The following is a 24,572-nucleotide window of genomic DNA, read 5'->3' on the forward strand; positions in this document are numbered from 1 at the left end:
CCATGTTTTTATGCCGATTCGTCGTCGCCAGCATCGTCCCGCCTTGCCAGGTTGCGTGTACGCCAATAATTGACGGCGGGCTTGAGGCCCGCTCCCCGAGGTTAAAACCATGAATGACGGTTCGAGATTAAGGCCGCCTGCGTAGTCACTCTGAACTGAGTGAGCGCAGGCGGCGTAGGAGTAGCACCATGAAACTCACTCTGAAAGAATTCTTCGCAGGCTTTCTGCGCACTCGCCACATTGGACGGCACTTCCGCCGTTTGGCCTTGCTCGACAGTCTGACCACTACCACGGTCAGCCGTGAAGTGCCGCCAACCCTGGCGCAAACCCTGGTGACGGCGGCCAACGCTGAAAGCGCGGACCTGATCGACAAACTCGGCACGCACACCGATGGCCTGAGCGAAGCCGAGGCCGATGTAATGCGCCTGCAGCACGGCCTCAACGAGGTCGAACACGAGCAGCCACTCAGTCGCTGGGTGCACTTGTGGCATTGCTACAAAAACCCCTTTAACTTGCTGCTGACATTGCTCGCCGCGGTTTCGCTGGCCACCGATGACATTCAAGCTTGCGTGGTGATCAGCACCATGGTGGTACTGTCGACCTTGCTGCGCTTCTGGCAAGAAGCCAAGTCCAACAAGGCGGCAGATGCGCTCAAGGCGATGGTGAGCAACACCGCCACGGTGATGCGCCGCGATTTCAGCGCGGAAACCTCGCCTATGTTTGGCCGGTTCTCGGGCGCTGCCCAGCAGATCAAGGGTGCACAGCGCATTGAACTGCCGATCAAACAGTTGGTGCCGGGCGACCTGATTGTGTTGTCGGCGGGTGACATGATCCCGGCTGATTGCCGCGTGCTGAGCGCCAAGGATTTGTTTGTCAGCCAGGCGGCCATGACTGGCGAGTCGATGCCGGTCGAGAAATTTGCCCGTCAGTCAGACAGCCAGACCAGCAACCCGCTGGAGCTGGACAATATTCTGTTCATGGGCACCAACGTGGTGTCCGGAGCGGCGACGGCGGTGGTGCTCACCACCGGCAATAACACCTATTTCGGAGCGCTGGCCCAGCGCGTCGGGGCGACCGATCGTGGTCCGACATCGTTTCAGACCGGGGTTAACAAAGTCAGCTGGTTGCTGATCCGCTTTATGTTCGTGATGGCGCCGCTGGTGCTGTTTATCAACGGTTTCACCAAGGGCGACTGGACTGAGGCCTTGCTGTTTGCGCTGTCTATTGCGGTCGGCCTGACCCCTGAAATGCTGCCGATGATTGTGACTTCCACCCTGGCCAAGGGCGCAGTATTTCTGTCGCGTAAAAAAGTCATCGTCAAACGTTTGGACGCGATCCAGAACTTCGGCGCGATGGACGTGCTGTGCACGGATAAAACCGGGACTCTGACCCAGGACAAAATCTTCCTGGCGCGCAATGTGGATGTCTGGGGGCAAGAGTCTGATGACGTGTTGGAAATGGCCTACCTCAACAGCTACTACCAGACCGGGCTTAAAAACCTGCTGGACGTGGCAGTGCTGGAACACGTTGAAGTCCATCGCGAATTGAACGTGGGTACAGCGTTTAACAAAGTGGATGAGATTCCGTTCGACTTTACGCGTCGGCGCATGTCGGTGGTGGTGGCCGAGCAAGACCAGCCGCACGTGTTGATCTGCAAGGGCGCGGTCGAAGAAGTGCTATCGGTATGCAAAAACGTGCGCCATGGTGAGTCCGAAGAAGCCCTGAGTGACGAATTGCTGGCGCGTATTCGTCACGTGACGGCGGCCTTTAACGAAGAAGGTTTGCGGGTGGTAGCCGTTGCCGCGCGTTCAATGGCGCCCGGTCGTGACACCTATAGCTTGGCGGATGAGCAGGAGCTGACGCTGATTGGCTATGTGGCGTTTTTGGACCCGCCGAAAGAAAGCACCGCACCTGCACTCAAAGCCTTGGCGGAACACGGCGTTGCGGTCAAAGTACTGACCGGTGATAACGAACTGGTGACCGCGAAGATTTGCCGCGAAGTGGGCCTGGAGCAGCAAGGCTTGCTGATGGGCAATGACATTGAGCGTATGACTGATGCCCAACTGGCCGTGGCGGTGGAAACCACTAACGTGTTTGCCAAGCTCACTCCATCGCACAAAGAGCGCATTGTTCGCCTGCTCAAAGCCAATGGCCATGTGGTGGGCTTTATGGGTGACGGGATCAACGATGCCCCGGCGCTGCGTACTGCTGACATCGGGATTTCAGTGGACAGCGCGGTGGACATTGCCAAGGAAGCAGCTGACATCATTCTGCTTGAAAAAAGCCTGATGGTGCTGGAGGAGGGCGTGCTGGAAGGGCGCCGCACCTTCGCCAACATGCTCAAGTACATCAAGATGACCGCCAGTTCGAACTTCGGCAATGTGTTTTCAGTGCTGGTTGCCAGTGCGTTCATCCCGTTTCTGCCCATGTTGCCGATGCACCTGCTGGTGCAGAACCTGCTGTACGACGTGTCTCAAATCGCGATTCCGTTTGATAACGTCGATGACGAAATGCTGAAAAAACCACAACGCTGGCAGCCCGCTGATGTCGGACGTTTCATGCTGTTCTTTGGGCCAATCAGCTCGATCTTCGACATTCTGACCTTTTGCCTGATGTGGTACGTGTTCAAGGCCAATACCCCTGAGCATCAGACCCTGTTCCAGTCGGGCTGGTTTGTGGTCGGGTTGCTGACTCAAACCTTGATCGTGCACATGATTCGGACACCGAAAATCCCGTTCCTGCAAAGCCGGGCGGCCATGCCGCTGATGGTGATGACCGGGGTGATCATGGCCGTGGGTATTTTCCTGCCGATGGGCCCGCTGGCCGGCTACTTCAAATTGCAGGCATTACCGGCGCTGTACTTCGTTTTCTTGCCTATCATCTTGCTGGCGTACATGGTGCTGACCCAAGCGGTGAAGGGTTATTACATCCGTAAGTTTGGCTGGCAGTAAGCCACTTTGCAGGCGCTGGGGCAGGCTGTGATCTTTTAATGATCAAGAGATCACCGCCTCCAGTACGGGACTAATGTGGTGACAGGGATGAGCCCATGCAAGCAATTAACAACATCAATCTGGCTTCATTGATCGACACACTGGTTAGCCTTGGTTCGGCATTTATTCTGGGCGGGTTGATTGGTTTTGAACGTCAATATCGTCAGCGCACGGCGGGCTTGCGCACCAACGTGCTGGTGGCGGTGGGCGCTGCGATCTTTGTTGATATGGCCAATCGGCTGGGGGGGGCAGACGGAGCGGTACGAGTTGTTGCGTATGTGGTCTCGGGGATCGGCTTTTTAGGGGCCGGGGTCATCATGCGGGAAGAGGGCAATGTGCGCGGGCTCAACACGGCTGCGACATTGTGGGCTTCGGCGGCAGTGGGCGCCTGTTGCGGGGCGGATCTGATTCTTGAAGCACTGCTCGGCACCTTGTTTGTGCTGGCGGCCAATACCCTGTTGCGACCGATCGTTAACAACATCAACCGTCAGCCACTGGATGTGATTTCGTCTGAGGTCACTTACATGGTCTACGTGATTGCCCGACGCCATCAGCAAAAAGCGGCGCTGACGTTGCTGGAGGCCGAACTGGAGCGCAGCAATTACCCGGCGAGTGATCTGGACGTGCACGCGTTTGGGCAGGACGAAGTCGAAATTGAAGGCACGCTGATGGCTACCTCAGTCGATGGTGATGAGCTGGATGCACTGATCGCGCGTATTTCAACCTCGCCGCTAGTGGTTCAGGCCTTTTGGAGCCCAAGTACGACTGAGTAGTCCGTCTTGAGCGGTCGCCTATCTCCTTGAGAAATACCCTACACGCCATGTAGTAAATTCCCTTCTCGTAAGGTGCATCCAAATGGTGATTATGCGCGGCTTGGTTTAAATCAGGTGTCAGCATGCAACGTTCACGTCGTGCACCGGGTGCAAGAGAAGTTTGTAGGAAATATCCTATAATTTTCTGGGCACTCATTAGGGTATTTTTTTCGGGACGTTCACAACTTCATCTATTCGTACGGATGCCTTTGTGTCGAGCGCGTCCTATTACTGAGGCTTTCGCAGGGAGTTCAGATGCATAGCGTATTAATTGCGGATGATCATTCTTTAATTCGTTTGGCTGTGCGAGTGCACCTGCAAAAACACGGGTTTAATGTCGTGGCAGAAGCCACTAACGGAATTGATACGGTGCAATTGGCACGCCAGCATGGGGTAGACCTGATCGTGCTGGACATTACCATGCCGGGGCTGGATGGCCTGGAGGTGATTGGCCGGATTAAAGCATCAGGGTTGCCGTCCCGGATTTTGGTGCTGACGTCTCAATCGCCGTTGTTTTACTCACAGCGCTGCATGAAGGCTGGGGCGGCTGGGTTTGTCACCAAAAGCCAGGACCTCAGTGAGTTGGAGAGAGCGGTCAAAGTGGTGATGGACGGTTACACGTTTTTCCCCAATCTGGCGATCAGTTCAGTTCGTAATAGTGATGCAACGTTGACGGATCTGGAACTGATTGAGCGCTTATCCGCGCGCGAGTTAAGTATTTTGCAACAACTTGCTCGAGGGTCGAGTAATAAACAAATTGCGCTGGATATGACCTTAAGCAGTAAAACCATCAGTACGTATAAAGCGCGTTTAATTGAAAAGTTGAATATGAAGTCTGTGGTTTATTTGGCGGAATTTGCCAAGCGCAATGGCTTGATTTAAATGAATGTTCTGGTGCGGCAGGGACTTTTAATACTGGTGTTTGTGCTTGGTTTGCCATGCGCCGTTGCAGAGTCCGTGATACCCACATTGCAGTTGTTGGGCCGCTCCAATGTTGAAGCCTATAACGTGGTGCTTGAGGCGCAAGACTGGCAGTGGCTCAAGCAGCGCGGCACGTTGCGCCTGGGGGTTTCAGCTCCCGATTACCCACCCTTTGACATGACCGCCAACGGTCAGGACTTTGAAGGGCTGACCGCGGATTACGCGCAACTGCTGTCCGAGCTGTTGCACGTCAATATCGAGGTTAAACGCTACGCCTCAAGGCCACTGGCGATGGACGCGCTCAAAGCGGGTGAACTGGACTTGTTGAGCAGTGCCAATGGCTTTGAGGCGCAAGACCGCAAGCTGGTGCTGAGCCAGCCCTACGCCGACGACTCCCCAACGCTCGTGACCCGCAGTGGTAATCAACAGGCACTGCCCGCCGACCTGGCGGGCGTCAGGCTGGCCATGCTTGATCACTATCTGGCGCCGCAAAAGGTCATGGCGTTTTACCCCAAGGCCCTGTTGCAGTTGTACCCCTCAACCTTGAGTGCTATCGGTGCCGTGGCGTTTGGTCAGGCAGATGCTTACCTGGGTGACTTCATCAGTGCTAATTACCTGATCAACAAAAACTACCTGAATAATGTGCACTTGGCCGACTTCTCCCGCATAGAGTTCAGCCCGTTTTCGTTTGCTCTGGCGCGCGATAACACGCGCTTGCTGCGCATCATCAATAGCGCGCTGGCAGCGATCCCCGCCAGTGAGCGAATGACCATTGTGCGGCGCTGGCTGGCTGAACATCCCCGTGTACGGGTGGCGATCAATGATCAATATCTGCCGTTATCATTTATCGACGAACAAGGCGCGTTTAAAGGCGTGAGCGCTGACGTGCTGTTTAATATCGCGGCCCGCACCGGGATCGAGTTCGAGTCGGTAAAAGGTGACTCGGTCGAAGACTTGATTCAACTGGTCAGCACCGGCAAAGCGGATGTCATCGGTGCCTTTACTCCCAGCGCGTATCGCGAAAGTCAGTTACGTTTTAGCCGACCTTACCTGACGACCCCTTTTGTGCTGGTTACTCGCACCGGCCCCAACAGCCCCAGTACTCTGGATGAGATGGCCGGTCAGCGGTTGGTGCTGGTACGGGGCAATGCGTTGCGCGAATTTGTGTTGGCTCACTATCCGGCTATTCAACTGCTTGAAGCGGATAACGCGGCAGATGCGATGAGCATGGTCGCGCAGGGTAAGGCTGATGGCGCCGTCAATGCGTTGATCAGTGCGCGCTACATGATCTCGCGCCGTTTTAATGAGCAATTGCATATCACCAGCACCGTCGGCGCGCAGCCTGCGCAGATTGGTTTTGCAACCGCTCGTGATGCCCCAGAGTTGCATGCGATTCTGGATAAAGCACTGCTCAGTATTACGCCGGAAGAAATGAGTGTGCTGACCAATCGCTGGCGCGATGACACCCGTGAAGGTGAGAGTTACTGGTTGCGCAATCGGGCGGCGATCATCCAAGGTTTTGCCATTGCGGCCGTCTTGCTACTCGTCGCACTGGGCTGGATTGCCTACTTGCGCAGGACCATAGCCAAGCGCCAGCAACTGTTGGAGCAGGTGCAACTCGCCAAGCAAAGTGCTGATGAGGCGAACCGCGCAAAAACGACCTTTCTGGCGACCATGAGCCATGAAATTCGCACCCCCATGAATGCCGTGATTGGCATGCTCGAACTGGCCATGAAAAAAGCCGACCAAGGGGTGATGGACCGTTTTGCAATTGAAGTGGCTTCGGGGGCGGCCCGTGAATTACTGGATTTGATTGGCGATATTCTGGACATCGCGCGTATTGAGTCCGGGCACCTGTCGCTGAGCCCAAAACGCGCCAATGTCCAGCTACTGACAGAAGCGGTAGTGCGCATGTTTGATGGTCTGGCGCGTCAGAAGCGTTTGAGCCTGGTGTATGAACTTAACGCATCTGAGTCGGATGTGAATGTGTTGATCGACCCGTTGCGCTTTAAACAGATTGTTTCCAACGTATTGAGCAATGCCATCAAGTTCACTGAAGCGGGTGAGATCCGCCTCATGTTGAACGTGCGTCCTCAGTCTGATGAGCAGCAGGTGATGATTGAGCTTTGGGTGCAAGACACTGGCGCAGGCATTTCTGAGCAGGATCAACGTCGGCTGTTCAGTCCTTTTGTGCAGGCCAGCAACAATACGCAATCGGCGCGCAGTAGTTCAGGCTTGGGATTGGTCATTTGCCGTGCGCTTTGCGAAATGATGGGCGGCACAATTCAACTGAGCAGTGAGTTGGGCAAGGGGACTCTCGTTGAGATCATGCTCGTGGTGCCGCGACTTGAACCCCTCGTTGAGCCTGTTGTCGTCGAGGCACAGGCGTGGGCCCCACAGCGTTCGTTGAATATTTTGGTGGTGGATGATTACCCGGCCAACCGGATGCTCTTGTCTCAGCAGTTGAGTTACCTGGGACATCGCGTGACAGATGCCGAAAATGGCGCGCAAGGCCTTGCTGCGTGGCGCGTTGGCGGCTTTGAGGTGATCATGACTGATTGCACTATGCCGGTCATGAATGGCTATGACCTGGCGCGAGCAGTGCGTCGCGAAGAGCAGGAAAAAGGGCTTGAACCCTGCCTGGTTTTTGGTTTTACAGCCAATGCACAGCCTGAGGAAATTGAACGTTGCCGCGAGGCGGGGATGGATCAGTGTCTGTTCAAGCCCATCAGCCTGAAGGACTTGAGCGTTTGCCTTAATTGCGCAGTGCTCAGCGAGCAGTCGGGTACGGATGCCAATCAACCTTCGGTGGGTGAGGATGAGCTCAATCTGAGTTACCTCAAGCAACTGTCTCAAGGCGACGACACTCAGCTTCACAATTTACTGGCCGAGTTGGCACTCAGTAACAGCCAGGACCTTGTGCGACTCATGGCGCTTTTTGTTGAAGATGATTATCGCGGGTTGGCTGAGTTGGCACATGGGATCAAAGGCGGAGCGGCGTTGGTCAAGGCCAGCGCGTTGATCGCGTGTTGCGAACAATTGGAAGCGGCGTGTGCTCAGGCCGACCCGCAACGGGTTACGGCCTGTGTAGACGCCTTGCATGGCTGTATGGAGCATCTTGGCGAGGCTTTGGAGGGTTATTCAGCTACCCGTGATGCGCGTTGAACGGGAGGGGATCGATGCCTTGAAATACGTGCGAGCACACTTATTTAAGTGTGAGTGCGAGCTTGTTCCATTTGAAAGTTCTCACCAAAAACTTTTGACGATGGTTCAACCACTATGCCGACTAAATCCTTACGAATACTGATCGCCGACGCTGACCCGGATCAGGCGCTGAAAATAGAAAGGGCACTTAACCACGCAAAGTATTTTCGAGTGGCGCCTTTGTACCGCCTTGAAGCGCTGACGGGGTTGGCTGACGCGCAAACCGATGATTTTGATTTGCTCCTGATCAGCCAGAAAATGGCGGGGGGGGCGTCTGTCGATGCGGACCAGTACCACCGTGACAATACGCAGTTTCGCCATGTCCGGATCTATCGGGATGCTGATTTACTGGTGACTCAAATTAATCAGCTGATGCAACGCATTGACCCTTTGAGCCACCGCTCAGGTTAACCCTTGTCTGCGTCACCTTGAGCAGGCTAAGTTGTTGCAAACGGATAACAACAGCCTGAGTCTTCGAGGAATACGCACAATGTCGGAAGTTGTAATCGTGCAAGCAAGCTATACAGACCCGGTTCATGCACAAGCACTGAGAGACGTTTTAAACCACTACGCCAAAGACCCGATGGGAGGGGGTGAAGCGTTATCCCCGCAGGTGCTGGAGCGACTGCCCGGCGAGTTGGCCAAACGTGCGCATGCGTTTAGCGTGCTGGCTTTTGTGAATGGCGAAGCCGCTGGGCTGGTTAACTGCTTTGAAGGCTTTTCGACGTTTGCCGGGCAGCCTCTGGTCAATGTGCATGACGTTTCAGTGGTCGATACCTATCGCGGTCTGGGCTTGAGCCAGAAAATGCTGGATAAGGTGCAAGCCATTGCCCTTGAGCGCGGCTGCTGCAAGATCACCCTCGAGGTGCTTGAAGGCAATCCGGTGGCTCAAGGCTCTTATCGCAAGTTTGGATTCAGCGAGGGGCAACTCGATCCGGCACACGGGCGCATGCTGTTCTGGAGCAAGCCGCTGTAGCCCTGGCGTTGCCAGCACCGTGTTGTTCACTCAAGTGAAGAGTATTGGCGTCAATAGCAGGGTTTTGGTCATTCAACGGGGCGCTTAAAGCGCCCCGTTGTTTTTTACTGTTTGACCACGTTTTGTGGTGCCGCGGGTTTAGGTTTGAGCAGGCTGAAGTCGATCAAGGCTTTTTGCGGGCGCGAGTAGGGATTGCCGATCAGTTGTGGGCGTGGCACAAACTGGTCGCTGACCAGGCTCTTCTTGTCATCCAGTTCGTCAGCACTAAGCCCGGCCAAGTCAGCCCAGGTATGGATGAACTGTGAACTGCTATAAGGACGGCCCAGGTCGCTGGCGAAATTCCAAGTATGGCTTTCACGCCATTTGGGTGAGGCCCAGACCATAAACGGAATGGTGTACATCGGTGCCGTTGGCTTGGCTTCGTTACGGCCCAGTGTGTCGTGGCCGGCAGAGTCGAATACGTCTTCACCATGGTCTGACAAGTACAACAGAAAGCCGTTAGGGTCGGTTTTGGCAAAGTCCTTGATCAGGCTCGATACCACGAAATCGTTGTACAACACGGCATTGTCGTAGCTGTTGTAGGTGGGCACCTGATCATCGGTCAGCCCGGCGGGAGCACCCGTGCGGTCGTTGAACTTGTCGAAAGTCGGTGGGTATCGGTACTGATAGCTCATGTGGGTGCCGAGCAGGTGAATCACGATCAATTTGCGTGGTGCGCTGTCAGCCAGAATTTTATTGAACGGCTCCAGTACGTCGCCGTCGTATTGGCGCGCGTTCTGGTTACGGTTGTTGTTGAGGTAAACCTGCTGGTCTGCCTGCTCGGAGAACGTTGTGAGCATGGTGTTGCGTTTAGTCATGGTTTGCTGGTTGGTGACCCAGAAGGTTTTGTAACCCGCTTGTTTCATCACGCTGACCAGCGATGGGGTGCTGAGGTACAGATCCGGGTGCTCTTCGTCAGCAAACGTCAGCACTTGCTGCAAGGCTTCGATGGTGTACGGACGTGGTGTGACGACGTTGTCAAAGATCGCCAGTTGGTCGCGCAACTTGTCCAGGTTAGGCGTGGTTTCACGCGGGTAGCCATACAGGCTCATGCGCTGACGGTTGGTGGATTCACCGATCACCAGCACCAGGGTGGTGGGTTTGCCCGCTTCTGCATCCTTGAGGTTTGTCAGGGGCGCAATTTTGCTGGCGCTGGCGAGCATGCCTTGCATGCTGTCCAACTGCTGCAGGTAGCGCCGGTACGCGACCACCATCTGCCATGGCACGGCCGGCTCAACCCGGCTTTCAAAGCTTTCAACGGCCGAGGCGAAGGTGTCGTGTTTAAGGGTTTGTTTAATCAGCGGGTAGCCGACCACTGCGATCAAAATCGCCATCGCGGCAGCCCAGGCCTGAGCGCGGGGCAGGTACACCGGGCGCAGGCGCGTCCAAAGGAAGATGGCGAAAGCGGTGTGGGCAAGGAACGCCAGAACCATCCACCAGGCAAAGTATTGAGTCACGTACTCGCCGGCTTCTGAGGGGTTCGACTCAAACATGATGAAGATGACGCTTTGCGAGAACTCTTGCTGATAGATAAAGAAGTAGCCAAGGCTGGCCATGGAACAGGCCCATAGCACGACGCCAATCACTGCCGCCATGATTCGGGTGCGGGCCGGAAACAGCAGCATCGGTGCCAGCCAGAGGGCGCTCATTACAAACGCTTGGCGAAAACCTGAAAAACCGGAGGTGCCGGTGAGTTGTATCAGCAACTGGGTGATGCCGGAAAAGTACCAGAAGAACAGAAAAAGCCAGCCCAAACCTGCCCAGTCGAAACCTTTCGCAGACGCGTTACTGCGTTTAAACAACCCCATACAGCTCTCCAACGACAACAAGTTGAATGGTTGAGCCGTCTTATTCGGCGCAACACGTTAGGGCTGCCTGAAAATAAAGCAGCCACAAAGTGTTTAATTGTCACAATTGTGTTGTGAAAACTTTGTTGGAAGGGAAGCTGAGGCCGATTTGGAGAGCGTCTCACCCAGGTAAATGTGTACTTTTTTGCAGTTTGGAGGCTCTCGTCCGTCTGTTGAGCGTATTCAGTCGGGAATCTGTCCTGCTGCTTGTGCGAAACTATGCGCCATGCGCTAGGACTAATCCTGAGCCGAGCACCTTTAGCCCTGCTGAACTAAGGTGCTGTACACCTATTTATTTGTCGTTGGGAGCAACAGTACATGCAGTTGGGAATTATTGGATTGGGCCGTATGGGCGGTAACATCGCACGGCGTCTGATGCTCAATGGGCATACAACCGTGGTTTTTGACCGCAATACCGACTTTGTCAGTGCTCTGGAAAAGGACGGCGCCACGGGCGTTGTCGACTTGCCTGCGCTGGTTGCTGGCCTGGCCAAGCCCCGCGCTGTGTGGGTCATGCTGCCATCGGGCGCGCCGACCGAAGACACTATCGACACCCTGAGCCAACTGCTCGACGCCGATGACATCATCATTGATGGCGGTAACACCTTCTATAAAGACGATATTCGTCGTTCGAAAGCGCTGGCTGAAAAAGGCATTCGTTATGTCGACGTCGGCACTTCGGGCGGCGTTTGGGGCCTGGAACGTGGCTACTGCATGATGATCGGCGGTGACAGCGAGGTAGTTAAACACCTGGATCCGCTGTTCGCTGCTTTGGCACCGGGCCTGGGTAATATTCCTCGCACCAAAGACCGAGTGTCTGATGATGATCGCGCAGAGCGCGGCTACATCCACGCGGGTCCGGCGGGCGCAGGGCACTTCGTCAAGATGGTGCACAACGGTATTGAGTACGGCTTGATGCAGGCTTACGCCGAAGGCTTCAACCTGATGAAAATGAAAGGGGGTGAAAACCTGCCTGAAGAACAACGTTTTGATTTGAATCTGGGTGATATTGCTGAAGTGTGGCGCCGTGGCAGCGTAGTCTCGTCCTGGTTGCTGGACCTGACAGCCGATGCCCTGGCCACTGATGCCCCGCTGGACGGTTACTCAGGTGCAGTGGCAGACAGCGGTGAAGGCCGTTGGACCATCGAAGCTGCCATGGAGCAATCGACGCCGGTGCCTGTTTTGTCGAATGCCTTGTTTGCCCGCTACAGCTCACGCCAGCAAAGCCTCTATGGCGACAAATTGTTGTCGGCCATGCGCTTTGGTTTTGGCGGCCACGTGGAGACGCCTAAGAAATGACCGAACTGTCCAGCAAATCCAACGTTAAACCTGCGCCCCCGACCACACTGTTTCTGTTTGGGGCTCACGGTGATCTGGTAAAGCGCTTGTTGATGCCGGCGCTTTACAACTTGAGTCGGGACGGTTTGCTGGACGATGGTTTACGTATTGTGGGGGTTGATCACAATGCGATCAGTGATGAGGGCTTTGCAAAAAAGCTGGAGGACTTCATTCGCACGGAGGCCGCCACCAAAGTCGATCGTCCTGATGGTCAAGGCTTGAACGCCGATTTATGGGCCCGCTTGGCGAAGAACATCAGTTATGTGCAGGGCGACTTTCTCGACGACAGCACCTATGAGGCGCTGGAGCAGAAGATTTTCGCCAGTGGCTCCGGTAACGCGGTGTTCTACCTGGCGACTGCCCCGCGCTTTTTCAGCGAAGTGGTGCAGCGGCTAGGTGCCAGCGGGTTGCTTAAAGAAACCCCGGGTGCGTTTCGCCGGGTAGTTATTGAAAAACCTTTTGGCTCTGACGTGGAAACCGCGCAAGCGTTGAACGCATGCCTGTTGAGCGTCATGGGCGAGAAGCAGATCTACCGGATTGACCATTATCTAGGTAAGGAAACCGTGCAGAACATTTTGGTCAGCCGGTTCTCCAACGGGTTGTTCGAATCGTTCTGGAACAATCACTACATTGACCATGTGCAGATCACGGCGGCGGAAACCGTCGGGGTCGAGACCCGTGGCAGCTTTTACGAAAACACCGGCGCCTTGCGCGATATGTTGCCCAATCATCTGTTTCAGCTATTGGCGATGGTGGCGATGGAGCCTCCAGCCGCTTTTGGTGCTGATGCGGTGCGTGGCGAGAAAGCCAAGGTCATTGGCGCCATTCGTCCATGGTCGCTGGAAGATGCCCGCAAGAACTCGGTCCGTGGCCAGTACACCGCGGGCGAGTCGGCCGGTAAACCTGTTGTCGGTTACCGTGAAGAGAGCAATGTGGCCGCTGACAGTACCACCGAGACCTTTGTGGCGCTCAAGGTGATGATCGACAACTGGCGTTGGGTCGGCGTGCCTTTTTATCTGCGTACCGGCAAGCGCATGAGTGCGCGTGACACTGAAATTGCTATTTGCTTCAAGCCAGCACCTTATGCGCAATTTCGCGACACCCAAGTGGAGCGCTTAAAACCCAATTATCTGCGTATCCAGATTCAGCCCAACGAAGGTATGTGGTTTGACTTGCAGGCCAAACGTCCGGGGCCGGGTTTGAACATGGCCAATATCGAACTGGGGTTTGCCTACAAGGACTTCTTCGAAATGCAGCCCTCAACGGGCTACGAAACGCTGATTTATGACTGCCTGACGGGCGATCAAACCTTGTTTCAACGGGCCGACAACATCGAAAACGGTTGGCGCGGCGTGCAGCCTTTTCTAGATGCATGGCGTGAGCAGGTGGATGTTCCTCTTTATAAGGCCGGAGAGGATGGGCCGGAAGCTGCAAAAGACCTGCTGGCTCGCGATGGTCGGGTGTGGCTGAGCATAGGATGAATACGGTAAATCAAGGCCCGATTGAATTAGTCCTGTGTGACATGGATGGCACCTTGCTGATGCCTGATCACAGTATCAGCCCTCGCAATTTGGCAGCGGTAAGGGCGCTGCAAGCGGCAGGTGTACATTTCACTTTGGCCACTGGCCGCCCGCCCAGAGGTATGCGCGATCAAGTCAAGCAGCTGGGAGTTGAACTGCCAACGGCGGCTTTCAATGGCGGGGTGCTGGTGAATGCCGACGGCAGTTACTTGCAATCGCATCGCTTGCCATTTGAAGCGGTGCTCAAGACCCTGGCATTACTGGCGCACCATGAAGAAGTTGAAGTCTGGGTATTTGCCGGCGATGAGTGGTTGCTGCGTGATCCGCATGCTCCCATGGTTGCTCAGGAGCAGAACTCTTTGGGGTACGCCCCGCGCGCAGTGCCGGATTTTGAGCCGTATTGTCATCGCGTGGACAAGATTGTGGCGACCTGTCGCAATGTATCGTTGCTGGCTGAGCTTGAGCATCAGTTGCAGCACGCATTTAACGGCCAAGCCTTGGCCAGCCGATCGCAAGCGCATTATCTGGATGTGACGGCCCCTCGGGCGAACAAAGGTGATGCACTTGTTACGTTGGCGAGCCTTTTAGGGGTGCCGCTGGAGCGCACGATGGCCATCGGTGATGGAGGAAATGATCCCGCGATGTTCCAGCGTGCAGGGCTTTCGGTGGCAATGGGGCAAGCGAGTGAAGAGGTTCGCCAGCAGGCGATGCAGGTCACTGGCAGCAATCTCGAAGACGGTGTTGCACAAGCCATTGAGCGTTACGTCCTGAAGCCTTGAAGGGTATTTTGATAGGTCATTTTGTCCGGGTTTTGGCGTTATCGCGGCCTGCCTGCGGCGCACAGTGCTTGTTATAGTCGGCGGCTCATTGACCGCTAGCAGCGACCTACAAAGGATTCAGGTTATGCCCGACTACCAGGCTTTTAAAGTTGAGTTAAACGACAGCGTCGCCCACGTGATCATCAATCGACCTGAAAAGGTCAATGCGATGAATGCGGCGTTCTGGACTGAGATCATCGAGATTTTTCAGTGGATCGATGAAACCGATGCCGTGCGGGTGGTGGTCATCAGCGGCGCAGGCAAGCACTTTTCGGCAGGCATTGACCTGATGTTGCTGGCCTCGGTGGCCAATGAACTGGGCCAAGATGTCGGACGTAATGCACGCCTGCTGCGACACAAGATCCTTCAAATGCAGGCCTCGTTCAATGCGGTTGATCAGTGCCAGAAGCCTGTACTGGCGGCAATCCAGGGTTACTGCATTGGCGGAGCCATTGATCTGATCGCGGCCTGTGACATGCGTTATGCCGCCGAGGATGCGCAGTTTTCAATCAAGGAAATCGATATGGGCATGGCGGCCGATGTCGGCACTTTGCAACGTTTGCCGCGCATTATTGGTGATGGCATGCTTCGCGAGCTGGCTTATACCGGGCGCGTGGTTGGCGCTGAAGAAGCGTGCAGCATTGGCTTGGTCAACCGGGTCTACAGTGATCATGAGCGCCTGCTGGACGGGGTCATGACCATTGCGCGTGATATTGCCAGCAAATCGCCAATTGCCATTGGTGGCACTAAACGGATGATCAGTTACATGCGCGATCATCGTGTTGACGATGGTCTTGAATATGTTGCCACCTGGAACGCGGCCATGCTGCAATCCACCGACTTGCGCTTGGCGGTGGCGGCGCACATGAGTAAACAAAAGCCTGAATTTCAGGATTGACGCGGGCGCCGCGTCGCACTTCAACTTGACCTGGGATGTTGTGATGACTTCGCGTTGGACTACGGCAGTACTGGATACCGATCTTCCTGGTGGCTTGGCAGTGGTACGCGGCTCGGAAGGTTTTTTAGTCGATGACAATGGCCCGCTGTTTACACGCGAATGGCTAAGACGTCAGGAACTGCCGGTACTCGTCGAGCACGGCATTGGTCATCTGGATGGCGAGCCGGTGTACCTGCTGGAGCTGCAGGGCACTGCTCAGGTTGAGGGTTGTCATTGGCAAGGGTTGCGGGCGTTTATGCTGGAGGGCGATCACACCCTCTACAAGGTGCTGGGATACGCCGCGCAAATTGGCACGTGGGCACGCGAGCATCGTTTCTGCGGCAGCTGTGGGGGGACGATGACGCAGGTGCCGAGAGAGCGTGCGATGTATTGCGCGCCCTGCGACTTGCGTAGTTATCCGCGTATTTCCCCGAGCATGATTGTGTTGGTTACCCGAGGCGACGAAGTCTTGCTGGCACGCTCGCCACGTTTTGTGCCGGGCGTTTACAGCACCTTGGCAGGCTTTGCCGAGCCAGGTGAATCGGCCGAAGACTGCCTGATTCGCGAGGTGTACGAAGAGGTGCAAGTGGAGGTCAAAAACATTCAGTACGTGGGCAGCCAATGCTGGCCTTTCCCGCACTCAATGATGCTGGGCTTTCATGCGCAATATGCGGGGGGCGAGATCGTGCCCCAGGCCGATGAGATTGAAGATGCACAGTGGTTCAGCATTCATGACCTGCCGCCGTTGCCAGCGTCGCGCTCGATTGCGCGCTATCTCATCGACCTTTATGTGGCGCGACGTTTAGGCCAGGTTGAACCAGTGTTGCCAGGCTAGGCGTACTGTCAGCCCCAAGACAACGGTAATAAATACCGGGCGAATGAATTTGGCCCCGCCGCTGATTGCGCTGCGGGCGCCAAAGAACGCGCCGATCATGACCGCAAAGCCCATGGTCAGACCGATGATCCAGTCCACGTGCCCCGAAAATACAAAGACGGACAGTGCCGCGATGTTGCTGACGAAGTTCATGCTGCGGGCCACGCCGCTGGCCTTCACCAGATCGATGGGGTAAAGCAGCATGCTGCTGACGGTCCAGAACGCACCGGTTCCAGGGCCAGCCACACCATCATAGAAGCCCAGGCCCAAACCTTGTGGTAGCTGCCATTTCTTCTTGATGGGAGCGTTGTTGTCGATCGGGGTTTTCGGGGTGCCACCGAACAGTAAGTAAAGGCCGCAGCCGAAAACGATGACGGGCAACATTTTGTTGAGCCATTCAGCGGGCATGTAGTGTGCGGTAACGGCACCGATCAGTCCGCCTGCCAATGTGCCAAAAATGGCCAGTTTCCATTCGCGAGGGTGAAACAGCTTGCGTCTGTAGAAGGTGAGGCTGGCGGTGGCTGCGCCAAAGGTCGAGCTAAGTTTGTTGGTGCCCAGTACCAGATGCGGTGGCAAGCCAGCGGTCAGCAGGGCAGGGGTGGTGAGCAAGCCGCCACCGCCGGCAATGGCATCGATAAAACCGGCGACAAATGCAACGGCGGCCAGAATGGCAAGAGTGGTCAAATCTACGCTGAGTTCAAAAGGCATGGGGGTCGGCTTAATTAGGCTGGACGTACAGCGCTGATGCGCGGAAGGACGTCATCTTACCTATAACGGTGAGCAGCGGCGACAGACACATGTACTGCTGGCAGTGTTGTCTGGCGGGCAGTGAATCAACAGGAATGTACCTATTCTGACAGTATGCTGTTGCTCTGACTCTTGAGATAGAGCGCTTGGCGTGTTGGCACATTTGCTGCTCTGGTTAATTCAGGTATTAACATCGAGAGTATGCCAATGAGTCAGCAAGCTATTAAATTTGCCTACTGGGTACCCAATGTCAGTGGCGGTCTGGTCGTTAGCAAGATTGAACAGCGCACCAGTTGGAACATTGATTACAACCGCAAGTTAGCGCAGTTGGCTGAAGCTGCTGGTTTCGAGTATGCATTGACCCAAATTCGTTTTACGGCGGGCTATGGTGCGGAGTTTCAGCATGAGTCGGTGGCGTTTAGTCACGCTTTGTTGGCGGCCACCACGCACTTGAAAGTGATCGCGGCTATTTTGCCGGGCCCCTGGAAGCCCGTTTTAGCCGCCAAGCAACTGGCGACGATCGATCAACTGACTGAGGGGCGTATCGCGGTCAATATTGTGAGCGGCTGGTTTAGGGGTGAGTTCAATGCGATTGGCGAGCATTGGCTGGAACACGATGAGCGCTATCGTCGTTCGCAAGAGTTCATCCAGGTGTTAAAGGGTGTCTGGACTCAAGATGACTTTACCTTCAAGGGGGATTTCTACCGGGTCAACAACTACACCTTGAAACCCAAGCCATTAGCCTGGCCTCACCCCGAGATCTTTCAGGGTGGCAGTTCGCGTGCTGCGCGTGATATGGCGGCAACGGTGTCGGATTGGTATTTCACCAATGGCAATACGCCGGAAGGGCTCAAAGCCCAGATCGACGATATCCGTGCCAAGGCGGCTGCTAATCAGCATGCCGTAAAAATTGGGGTTAACGCTTTTGTTATTGCGCGTGACACTGAAGAGCAAGCGCGAGCAGTCTTGCAGGACATCCTTGATAACGCGGATGTAGAAGCCGTTAAGGCTTTTGGGCATGCGGCTCAACAGGCTGGCAAGTCTTCGACCGAAGGCGAGGGCAATTGGGCTAAATCGACTTTCGAAGATTTGGTGCAGTACAACGATGGATTTAAAACCAATCTGATTGGTACACCTGAGCAAATAGCAGAGCGGATTGTGGCTCTTAAAGCCTTGGGTGTGGACTTGGTGCTGGCGGGATTCCTGCATTTTCAGGAGGAGGTCGAGTACTTCGGGCGACGGGTTCTACCGTTGGTTCGCGAGTTGGAGGCCCGTCGTCTTGAAGAGCTATCGGTAGTCTGATGCGGCATCGAGCAGCAGCCGTCACAAGGCTGCTGCTTTTGCTACAGCGATTGTCGCAAATAGGGCGAGCCTGTTTCTGTTTCGGCGCGACGTGTATTGACGGACAGCGCTCCGAGTTTAATCAGGCGTGTACGCGTGACATTGCGGCTCAGGCCCAGCAGTTTGGCAGTGTGCACTTGGTTGTGATGGCAAAACTCGTAGGCGGCCCTTAAAAGGCTGTCTTCGACTGTTTCATGCAGCGCGCCCGGTTGCTCTTCGAAAAGTTTTCGAAACGCACGTTGCAGCAAGTCCTGAGTGCTGTCTTGCGAGGATGTGTATGAGTGGGCCGGTGCGTCTTGACGTCTGATGCGTGACTGCGACAGGCGCAGGTCTTGCACGGTGATGGTTTGATTGCGGCACAGCAGCAGGCTGTGATGCACGACGTTTTCCAATTCGCGGATGTTTCCCTGCCATGGGTGTTGCTTGAGCACCTCTTCTGCGCATGCGCTCAGTGCCGTTGGCCCGTGTTGCAGGCGTTGGCGATAGGTGTGAAGGAAGTGTCTGGCCAGGGGCAGGATGTCTCCTGGTCGCTCGCGCAAGGGGCGCAGCACAAGGCTCACAACATTCAGTCGGTAATACAGGTCCTCTCGAAAGTGCCCGGCCTCAATCGCTTGCTCAAGATTTACATTCGTAGCGGCCAGTACACGAACATTGATCGGGGTACTTTTGCGTGAGCCCAGTCTCACGACTTCTTGTTCTTGTAGAACGCGCAGCAGTTTCACTTGAATGGGCAGCGGTAAATCGCCGATTTCATCCAGAAACAGCGTGCCGCCATCCGCCTCTTCAAACCAGCCGGCCTTTGCTGCCAATGCGCCTGTGAAGGCACCTTTCTCATGTCCGAACAATTCGGCTTCGACCAGTGACTCGGCAAACGCGCCGCAGTTAACGGCTACGAAAGGTTGCTGATGACGGTGGCTGAGTTGGTGGATATGACGAGCAACCAACTCTTTGCCGGTGCCTGTTTCGCCAATGATTAAAACGCTGGCGTCGCTGGGCGCTATTTGTTGCAGGTGTGTCAGCAACTCCTTGGACACAGGATCTTCAAATACTTGGGCTGTGGCCCTAATGGAGGTTGCGAGTGCCGGAGTGGCGGGTAAGGTTAAAAGCTGCAATTGACAGCTCCTTTTTATCGGGGGCTCTGCCCACAAAAGGAAAGCCGAGGGAGACTTTATAAGGGGATTTAGTTATTCCGTAAACTAACGTAATTCCATATTTATATATCCTTATGGCATATCAGACTTGCGCAAGACCCTACTTTTAGCGCTTCATAAGGCTATGGGGTTGCGACTGGCTAAATTTGGGAACGTTCCTACACCTTTTCTTGATGCCGACCCTTTTGCCAGCCTGATCAATCGGTTATTTCTAATCGCCACCTTTTCATGTGGCTTCACTCTTCTGCTATCAAGCAATGCCTGATTCCGGAACGCGCTCAGTGGGTTCGCACAATGAACAAACGACCTCTTTATTTCGATTACGCCGCCACCACGCCTGTGGACGATCGTGTCATTCAGGTGATGGTCGATTGCCTTGGGTTTGCAGGTAATTTTGGTAACCCTGCTTCGGGTTCTCATGTTTTTGGTCAGCAAGCCCGGCAGTCGGTAGAGCTGGCGCGTGAGCAGGTTGCGCAGTTGATCAATGCCAGTGCCGCGCAAATTATCTGGACCTCAGGGGCTACCGAGTCCAATAACCTGGCGTTGAAAGGCGTTGTTCAAGCCAGTCGTGAATCACGTGGGCACCTCATCACCAGTCAAATCGAACACAAGGCGGTGCTGGATACCGCATATTTTCTGCAGCAATCAGGCTTTGATGTGACGTTTCTGGCGCCGGATAAGGACGGGCTCGTGAGTGCTGAACAAGTCAGCGCTGCCCTGCGTGAGGACACGCTGCTGGTATCGCTGATGCTGGTCAATAATGAGCTGGGAACGGTGAATGACATCCTTGCCATTGGCCGCGTGGTACGCGAGCACGGCGCATTGTTGCATGTGGATGCGGCACAGGGTGCCGGTAAGGTCGCTATCGATCTGGCGGAGTGGGCGGTGGATCTGATGTCATTCTCGGGGCACAAGATTTATGGCCCCAAAGGGATTGGCGCTTTGTATGTAGGGCCGCGGGCGCAGGATCGTTTACAGGCGCAGATTCATGGTGGCGGGCATGAGTCCGGTTTGCGCTCCGGTACTTTGGCGACTCACCAGATTGCAGGCATGGGTGCAGCTTTTGCCATTGCCAGTCAATCATTTGCTCAAGAGTTGGCGCACATTCAGGGACTGCGTCAACGTTTGCTTGAGCAACTGGCTGATGTACCGGGGTTGCAGTGTAATGGTTCTGCGACGCAACGAATTCCTCACACGTTGAGCCTGACGTTCACCGAAGGGCATTTCAACAGTTCGGCGTTGGGCGCGGTTCTTGCTTACTCATCCACTTCTGCGTGCAACTCCGCGAGTAAGGCGCCATCGCATGTGTTGCTGGCAATAGGGCATGATGCTGACAAAGCGGGTCGAACCATCCGCTTGAGTCTTGGGCGTTTTACCCGTGAGGAGGAGATAGATGCAGTGGCAAGTGCAATCAAAGCCGCAGTCGCTGCGCCTGCACCTTTTTGGGCAGTTGCCCAGTCTTGATGGGTGATTCATTATCCGTCACGAACAATAAATAACCGTGACCAGCAGGAGAGAGGATGAGTAGTCAGTCGTTGAATCAGGAACCGATGGTGCAGCGCTTGGCGCGTACCCGCGCATTGATGGAGCAGAACGGTATCTATGCGTTATTGGTTCCATCGGCCGATCCCCATCTCTCGGAATACTTGCCTGCTTATTGGCAGGGGCGGCAATGGTTGTCGGGTTTCCATGGTTCAGTGGGCACGTTGATAGTGACGCCGACCTTCGCAGGTTTATGGGCTGATAGCCGTTACTGGGAACAGGCAGGCAAAGAACTTGCCGGTAGCAGCATTGAACTGGTCAAGTTACAGCCCGGCCAGCCAGGCCCTCTGGATTGGCTGGCGGAGCAGGTGCCTGCAGGTGCGACGGTTTCTGTTGATGGCGCTGTTTTTGCGCTGGCTTCTGCTCGAACCCTGGAGAGCAAGCTTAATGAGCGCGGTGCCATTTTGCGCACTGATATCGACGTGTTGAATCTGGTATGGGCGGATCGTCCCGCGCTTCCGACCCAGCCGGTATATGAGCATTTGCCTCCGCAGGCAACAGTGAGCCGTGGGAAAAAACTGGCAGCGTTGCGCGAAACGCTCAAGCAGCGCGACGCCGATGCGCATTTCATCGCGACCCTGGATGACATCGCCTGGTTGTTTAACCTGCGCGGCTCCGATGTCTCTTTTAACCCGGTGTTTGTTTCGTTTGCCTTGATTGAGTCTACGCAGGCCACTTTGTTTGTTGACGTGAACAAAGTCAGCGCTGAGTTGCAAGAGACACTCTTGCAGGATGGCGTCAAGTTGCGTGACTACGCTGAGATCCATGCTGCGCTGGCAGCGTTGTCTGTAAACACTCGACTTATGGTTGATCCGGCGCGGGTGACGTGTGGCTTGCTCAATAACTTGAACCCTGACGTGACGCTTGTTGAAGGCTTAAACCCAACAACGCTGGCAAAGTCGCAAAAGAGCCTTGATGACGCTTTCCATATCCGGCAGGCCATGGAGCAGGACGGTGCCGCTCTCTGCGAATTTTTTGCGTGGTTGGAAACAGCCTTGGGGAGGGAGCGCGTCACGGAGCTGACCATCGATGAACAGTTGACTGCGGCTCGTGCTCGTCGTCCTGGCTTCGTATCGCTGAGTTTCAATACCATCGCGGCTTTTAATTCCAATGGTGCGATGCCGCATTATCACGCAACCGAGCAAGAACATGCTGTGATCGAGGGCAATGGCTTATTGCTGATCGACTCGGGTGGACAATACCTGGGCGGCACGACAGACATCACTCGCATGGTTCCTGTCGGCACTCCTACCCACGAGCAAAAGCGAGACTGCACGCGTGTGCTTAAAGGTGTGATTGCGTTGTCCAGGGCTCAGTTTCCAAAAGGGATTTTGTCACCTCTGCTGGACTCAATTGCTCGCGCGCCGATCTGGGCTGAGAGCGTTGATTATGGGCACGGGACAGGACACGGCGTAGGGTATTTCCTGAATGTGCACGAAGGGCCACAGGTGATTGCATATCAGGCTGCGGCAGCACCCCAGACGGCGATGCAGCCAGGGATGATTACTTCGATCGAACCTGGAACATACCGGCCAGGCCGCTGGGGTGTGCGAATTGAGAACCTGGTGTTGAATCGTGAAGCGGGCGCTTCGGAGTTTGGGGTGTTTCTCAAGTTTGAAACCCTGACATTGTGCCCCATTGATACGCGCTGTCTGGAGCCGTCATTGCTGACGCGCGAAGAGCTGGAATGGTTTGATGCGTATCACGCGCAGGTACGTGAGCGTTTAAGCCCGCTGCTTGAAGGTGAAGCTCTGGAGTGGTTGCAAGCCCGAACAGCGCCGCTCTTAGCCATGGCCTGAAGGCGTTGTGTCACTCAGCAGGCCAGTTTGGTTGCGTGACACAAGGGCTACTTGCAGATAATGATCATGCTTCGACTTGTGTAACCGGCAGGGTTCAGGCCGAAGGGGTAGTCACCTGGCTCTTCGGCACCATCCCCTGATTTGGCAATCAATCGATATCCTTTGTCCCCACAGGACTTTGCCGCCTCGGCGTAGCACTTGTTCCAGGATGACGACAATCCAGAGCAGTTGATATGCAGGCCCCGTTTACCGCGTTTGACGGTTGTTTCGGAGGTTGCTGCGCAGCCGGATACAGCGAGCACGGCTAAAACTACCAAAAATCGTTTCATTCCTGTCCTTAAGCGGTTACGTCAAATTTGCGAGATGCGGGTGTCAATTGATCATCCATAGGTTCCTTTGGATCTCCTTATCCTGTATCGCCTCAAGTCACTCTTTCAGAGTGCAAACATCCCTTAAATAAGAGTCAATTACCAGAACTGTGTCAAATAGATGGCTGATTGTCAGTAGCCGCGGGCTTTGAGTGGCCTCGCATAGTCATGGTTGCACCTACGGAAGCCATGATAATGCAGAGAATAGCCATCCATTGTGTGAAAGATAGAACTTCATGCAAAAACAGCAGCCCCGAAAGTGCTCCAAAGGCGGGCTCAATACTCATGAGTGTGCCAAAGGTGCGGGTAGGCATGCGCGTCAGTGCAATCATTTCTAACGTGTAGGGTAGGGCGGTCGACAATATGGCGACACCAATGGCAATCGGGATCAGGCTGGGTGTCAATAAAGCGCTGCCTGCATGAACGATGCCGATAGGGGCGATAAAAAGCGCGGCAATCATCACGCCCAGAGCAGCGGTTTGAACGCCATTGTCTGCTCCGGCTTTTTGTCCGAAGAGGATGTACAGCGCCCAGCACACACCTGCACCTAATGCGTAACTTGCGCCGACAAGGTCGATGCCTTGGACGCTTTCTCCGAGAGGTATGAGCAGTAAGAGTCCTGTGATTGCCAGCACTATCCAGACAAAGTCGATTGCTCTGCGTGAGGAGTAAATGGCGACGGCCAAAGGGCCTGTGAACTCCAGCGCTACTGCAATCCCCAATGGGACGCTACGCAGTGACATATAGAAGAGGAAATTCATGCCGCCCAATGCTATCCCATAGACAATCACCGTCTTCAGGGATTTGGCTGTGAACTTGGCTCTCCAGGGTCGCAATATCAGCAACATTATGATGCTGGCAAATATCAGGCGCAGAGCTGTTGTGCCTTGAGCGCCGACAATGGGGAACATGCTTTTTGCGAGCGATGCGCCTGACTGGATTGAAGCCATGGCGATAAGCAGTAAACCAACGGGTAATAGCGTCGAAGCGATGCTATGAGGGAGCTTTGTCATTGCTGTGTGTGCCTGGGCGATGAAGGTCTAGAGGTCAGGCATCATGCTTAAGTTATGTGCTGTGTGCAATATAGTGCGCAAAGGGAGTTAAATCCTTCTTTATATATAACACCCTTCAATTAGCCCTTGACTCAAATTTTCAACGGCCTATAATTCGCCCCACTTCCGGCGCAGTCGAAACGGAAAACTCCTTGTGTATCAATGAGTTGGATTGACTTTCGGCGGTGCAAGCTTCAAGTGATCGAAGCAGGAAATGAGGTGTTGACAGCAGCGTGTAACGCTGTAGAATTCGCCTCCCGCTAACGAGAGATCGAAAGCGCAAGTGGTTGAAGTTG

The 24,572-nt window shown here is 54.9% G+C and carries 19 protein-coding genes; 14 read left to right on the top strand and 5 right to left on the bottom strand.

Annotation, left to right across the window (positions count from 1 at the left end; all coding sequences use genetic code 11):
• The first annotated feature begins 188 nt into the window (after positions 1-188).
• From mgtA to ACIQYF_RS18595, 6 genes are all read left to right on the top strand, one after another.
• Positions 189-2,951 carry a magnesium-translocating P-type ATPase gene (mgtA, locus tag ACIQYF_RS18570; protein WP_402864741.1) on the top strand — a complete coding sequence of 921 codons (2,763 nt, stop codon included), beginning with the start codon at positions 189-191 and terminating at the stop codon, positions 2,949-2,951.
• Between the two features lie 95 nt (positions 2,952-3,046).
• Entirely contained in the window at positions 3,047-3,763 is a 717-nt protein-coding gene (locus ACIQYF_RS18575) for an MgtC/SapB family protein (RefSeq protein ID WP_402864743.1), read from the top strand.
• Positions 3,764-4,057: 294 nt separating this feature from the next.
• Positions 4,058-4,684 carry a response regulator gene (locus ACIQYF_RS18580; RefSeq protein WP_402864745.1) on the top strand — a complete coding sequence of 209 codons (627 nt, stop codon included), beginning with the start codon at positions 4,058-4,060 and terminating at the stop codon, positions 4,682-4,684.
• The gene (locus ACIQYF_RS18585) at positions 4,685-7,888 is read left to right on the top strand and encodes a transporter substrate-binding domain-containing protein (protein WP_402864747.1); all 3,204 of its coding nucleotides are present in this window, start codon (positions 4,685-4,687) and stop codon (positions 7,886-7,888) included.
• A 114-nt stretch (positions 7,889-8,002) separates the two neighbouring features.
• A complete protein-coding gene (locus ACIQYF_RS18590) occupies positions 8,003-8,338 on the top strand; it encodes a hypothetical protein (protein WP_402864749.1) in 336 nt (111 codons plus the stop codon).
• 79 nt (positions 8,339-8,417) lie between these two features.
• Positions 8,418-8,903, top strand: a complete 486-nt coding sequence (locus ACIQYF_RS18595; protein WP_402864751.1) for a GNAT family N-acetyltransferase — start codon at positions 8,418-8,420, stop codon at positions 8,901-8,903.
• A 104-nt stretch (positions 8,904-9,007) separates the two neighbouring features.
• On the opposite strand, the gene ACIQYF_RS18600 is transcribed toward ACIQYF_RS18595, so the two are convergent.
• Entirely contained in the window at positions 9,008-10,750 is a 1,743-nt protein-coding gene (locus tag ACIQYF_RS18600; protein ID WP_402864753.1) for a phosphoethanolamine transferase CptA, read from the bottom strand.
• A gap of 357 nt (positions 10,751-11,107) precedes the next feature.
• Between ACIQYF_RS18600 and gnd the strand changes: the two genes are divergently transcribed.
• The 5 genes from gnd to nudC all read left to right on the top strand — a co-directional run bounded on the left by gnd (position 11,108) and on the right by nudC (position 16,237).
• The gene (gene gnd / locus ACIQYF_RS18605) at positions 11,108-12,088 is read left to right on the top strand and encodes a phosphogluconate dehydrogenase (NAD(+)-dependent, decarboxylating) (protein WP_402864755.1); all 981 of its coding nucleotides are present in this window, start codon (positions 11,108-11,110) and stop codon (positions 12,086-12,088) included.
• Positions 12,085-13,608, top strand: coding sequence for a glucose-6-phosphate dehydrogenase (zwf, locus tag ACIQYF_RS18610; RefSeq protein ID WP_402864757.1), 1,524 nt, complete (start codon positions 12,085-12,087; stop codon positions 13,606-13,608). Before gnd ends, zwf begins: the two co-directional genes overlap by 4 nt.
• Positions 13,605-14,426: a Cof-type HAD-IIB family hydrolase gene (locus ACIQYF_RS18615; protein ID WP_402864759.1), complete on the top strand. Its 822-nt coding sequence runs from the start codon at positions 13,605-13,607 to the stop codon at positions 14,424-14,426. Before zwf ends, ACIQYF_RS18615 begins: the two co-directional genes overlap by 4 nt.
• A 124-nt stretch (positions 14,427-14,550) precedes the next feature.
• Positions 14,551-15,363 carry a crotonase/enoyl-CoA hydratase family protein gene (locus ACIQYF_RS18620; protein WP_402864761.1) on the top strand — a complete coding sequence of 271 codons (813 nt, stop codon included), beginning with the start codon at positions 14,551-14,553 and terminating at the stop codon, positions 15,361-15,363.
• 43 nt (positions 15,364-15,406) lie between these two features.
• The gene (nudC, locus tag ACIQYF_RS18625) at positions 15,407-16,237 is read left to right on the top strand and encodes an NAD(+) diphosphatase (RefSeq protein WP_402864763.1); all 831 of its coding nucleotides are present in this window, start codon (positions 15,407-15,409) and stop codon (positions 16,235-16,237) included.
• On the opposite strand, the gene ACIQYF_RS18630 is transcribed toward nudC, so the two are convergent.
• On the bottom strand, positions 16,205-16,984 hold the full coding sequence (locus ACIQYF_RS18630) for a TSUP family transporter (protein WP_402864765.1): 780 nt from the start codon (positions 16,982-16,984) through the stop codon (positions 16,205-16,207). The genes nudC and ACIQYF_RS18630 overlap by 33 nt on opposite strands.
• 240 nt (positions 16,985-17,224) lie before the next feature.
• Between ACIQYF_RS18630 and sfnG the strand changes: the two genes are divergently transcribed.
• Positions 17,225-18,325, top strand: a complete 1,101-nt coding sequence (gene sfnG / locus ACIQYF_RS18635; RefSeq protein WP_402864767.1) for a dimethylsulfone monooxygenase SfnG — start codon at positions 17,225-17,227, stop codon at positions 18,323-18,325.
• A 41-nt stretch (positions 18,326-18,366) separates the two neighbouring features.
• Here the strand turns inward: sfnG and ACIQYF_RS18640 are convergent, their stop codons facing one another.
• Positions 18,367-19,476, bottom strand: a complete 1,110-nt coding sequence (locus ACIQYF_RS18640) for a sigma-54 interaction domain-containing protein (protein ID WP_402864769.1) — start codon at positions 19,474-19,476, stop codon at positions 18,367-18,369.
• 333 nt (positions 19,477-19,809) lie between these two features.
• Between ACIQYF_RS18640 and ACIQYF_RS18645 the strand changes: the two genes are divergently transcribed.
• Both ACIQYF_RS18645 and ACIQYF_RS18650 read left to right on the top strand, forming a co-directional pair.
• Positions 19,810-20,979: an aminotransferase class V-fold PLP-dependent enzyme gene (locus ACIQYF_RS18645; protein WP_402864771.1), complete on the top strand. Its 1,170-nt coding sequence runs from the start codon at positions 19,810-19,812 to the stop codon at positions 20,977-20,979.
• Between the two features lie 56 nt (positions 20,980-21,035).
• Positions 21,036-22,856 carry an aminopeptidase P family protein gene (locus tag ACIQYF_RS18650; RefSeq protein WP_402864773.1) on the top strand — a complete coding sequence of 607 codons (1,821 nt, stop codon included), beginning with the start codon at positions 21,036-21,038 and terminating at the stop codon, positions 22,854-22,856.
• Between the two features lie 47 nt (positions 22,857-22,903).
• Here the strand turns inward: ACIQYF_RS18650 and ACIQYF_RS18655 are convergent, their stop codons facing one another.
• Both ACIQYF_RS18655 and rhtA read right to left on the bottom strand, forming a co-directional pair.
• Positions 22,904-23,185, bottom strand: coding sequence for a hypothetical protein (locus tag ACIQYF_RS18655; protein WP_402864775.1), 282 nt, complete (start codon positions 23,183-23,185; stop codon positions 22,904-22,906).
• A 152-nt stretch (positions 23,186-23,337) separates the two neighbouring features.
• Complete coding sequence (gene rhtA / locus ACIQYF_RS18660) at positions 23,338-24,237, bottom strand: threonine/homoserine exporter RhtA (RefSeq protein WP_402864777.1); 900 nt, start codon at positions 24,235-24,237, stop codon at positions 23,338-23,340.
• Between the last annotated feature and the right edge of the window lie 335 nt (positions 24,238-24,572).

This window comes from Pseudomonas sp. NPDC096917 (assembly GCF_044762555.1).
Classification (GTDB): Bacteria; Pseudomonadota; Gammaproteobacteria; order Pseudomonadales; family Pseudomonadaceae; genus Aquipseudomonas.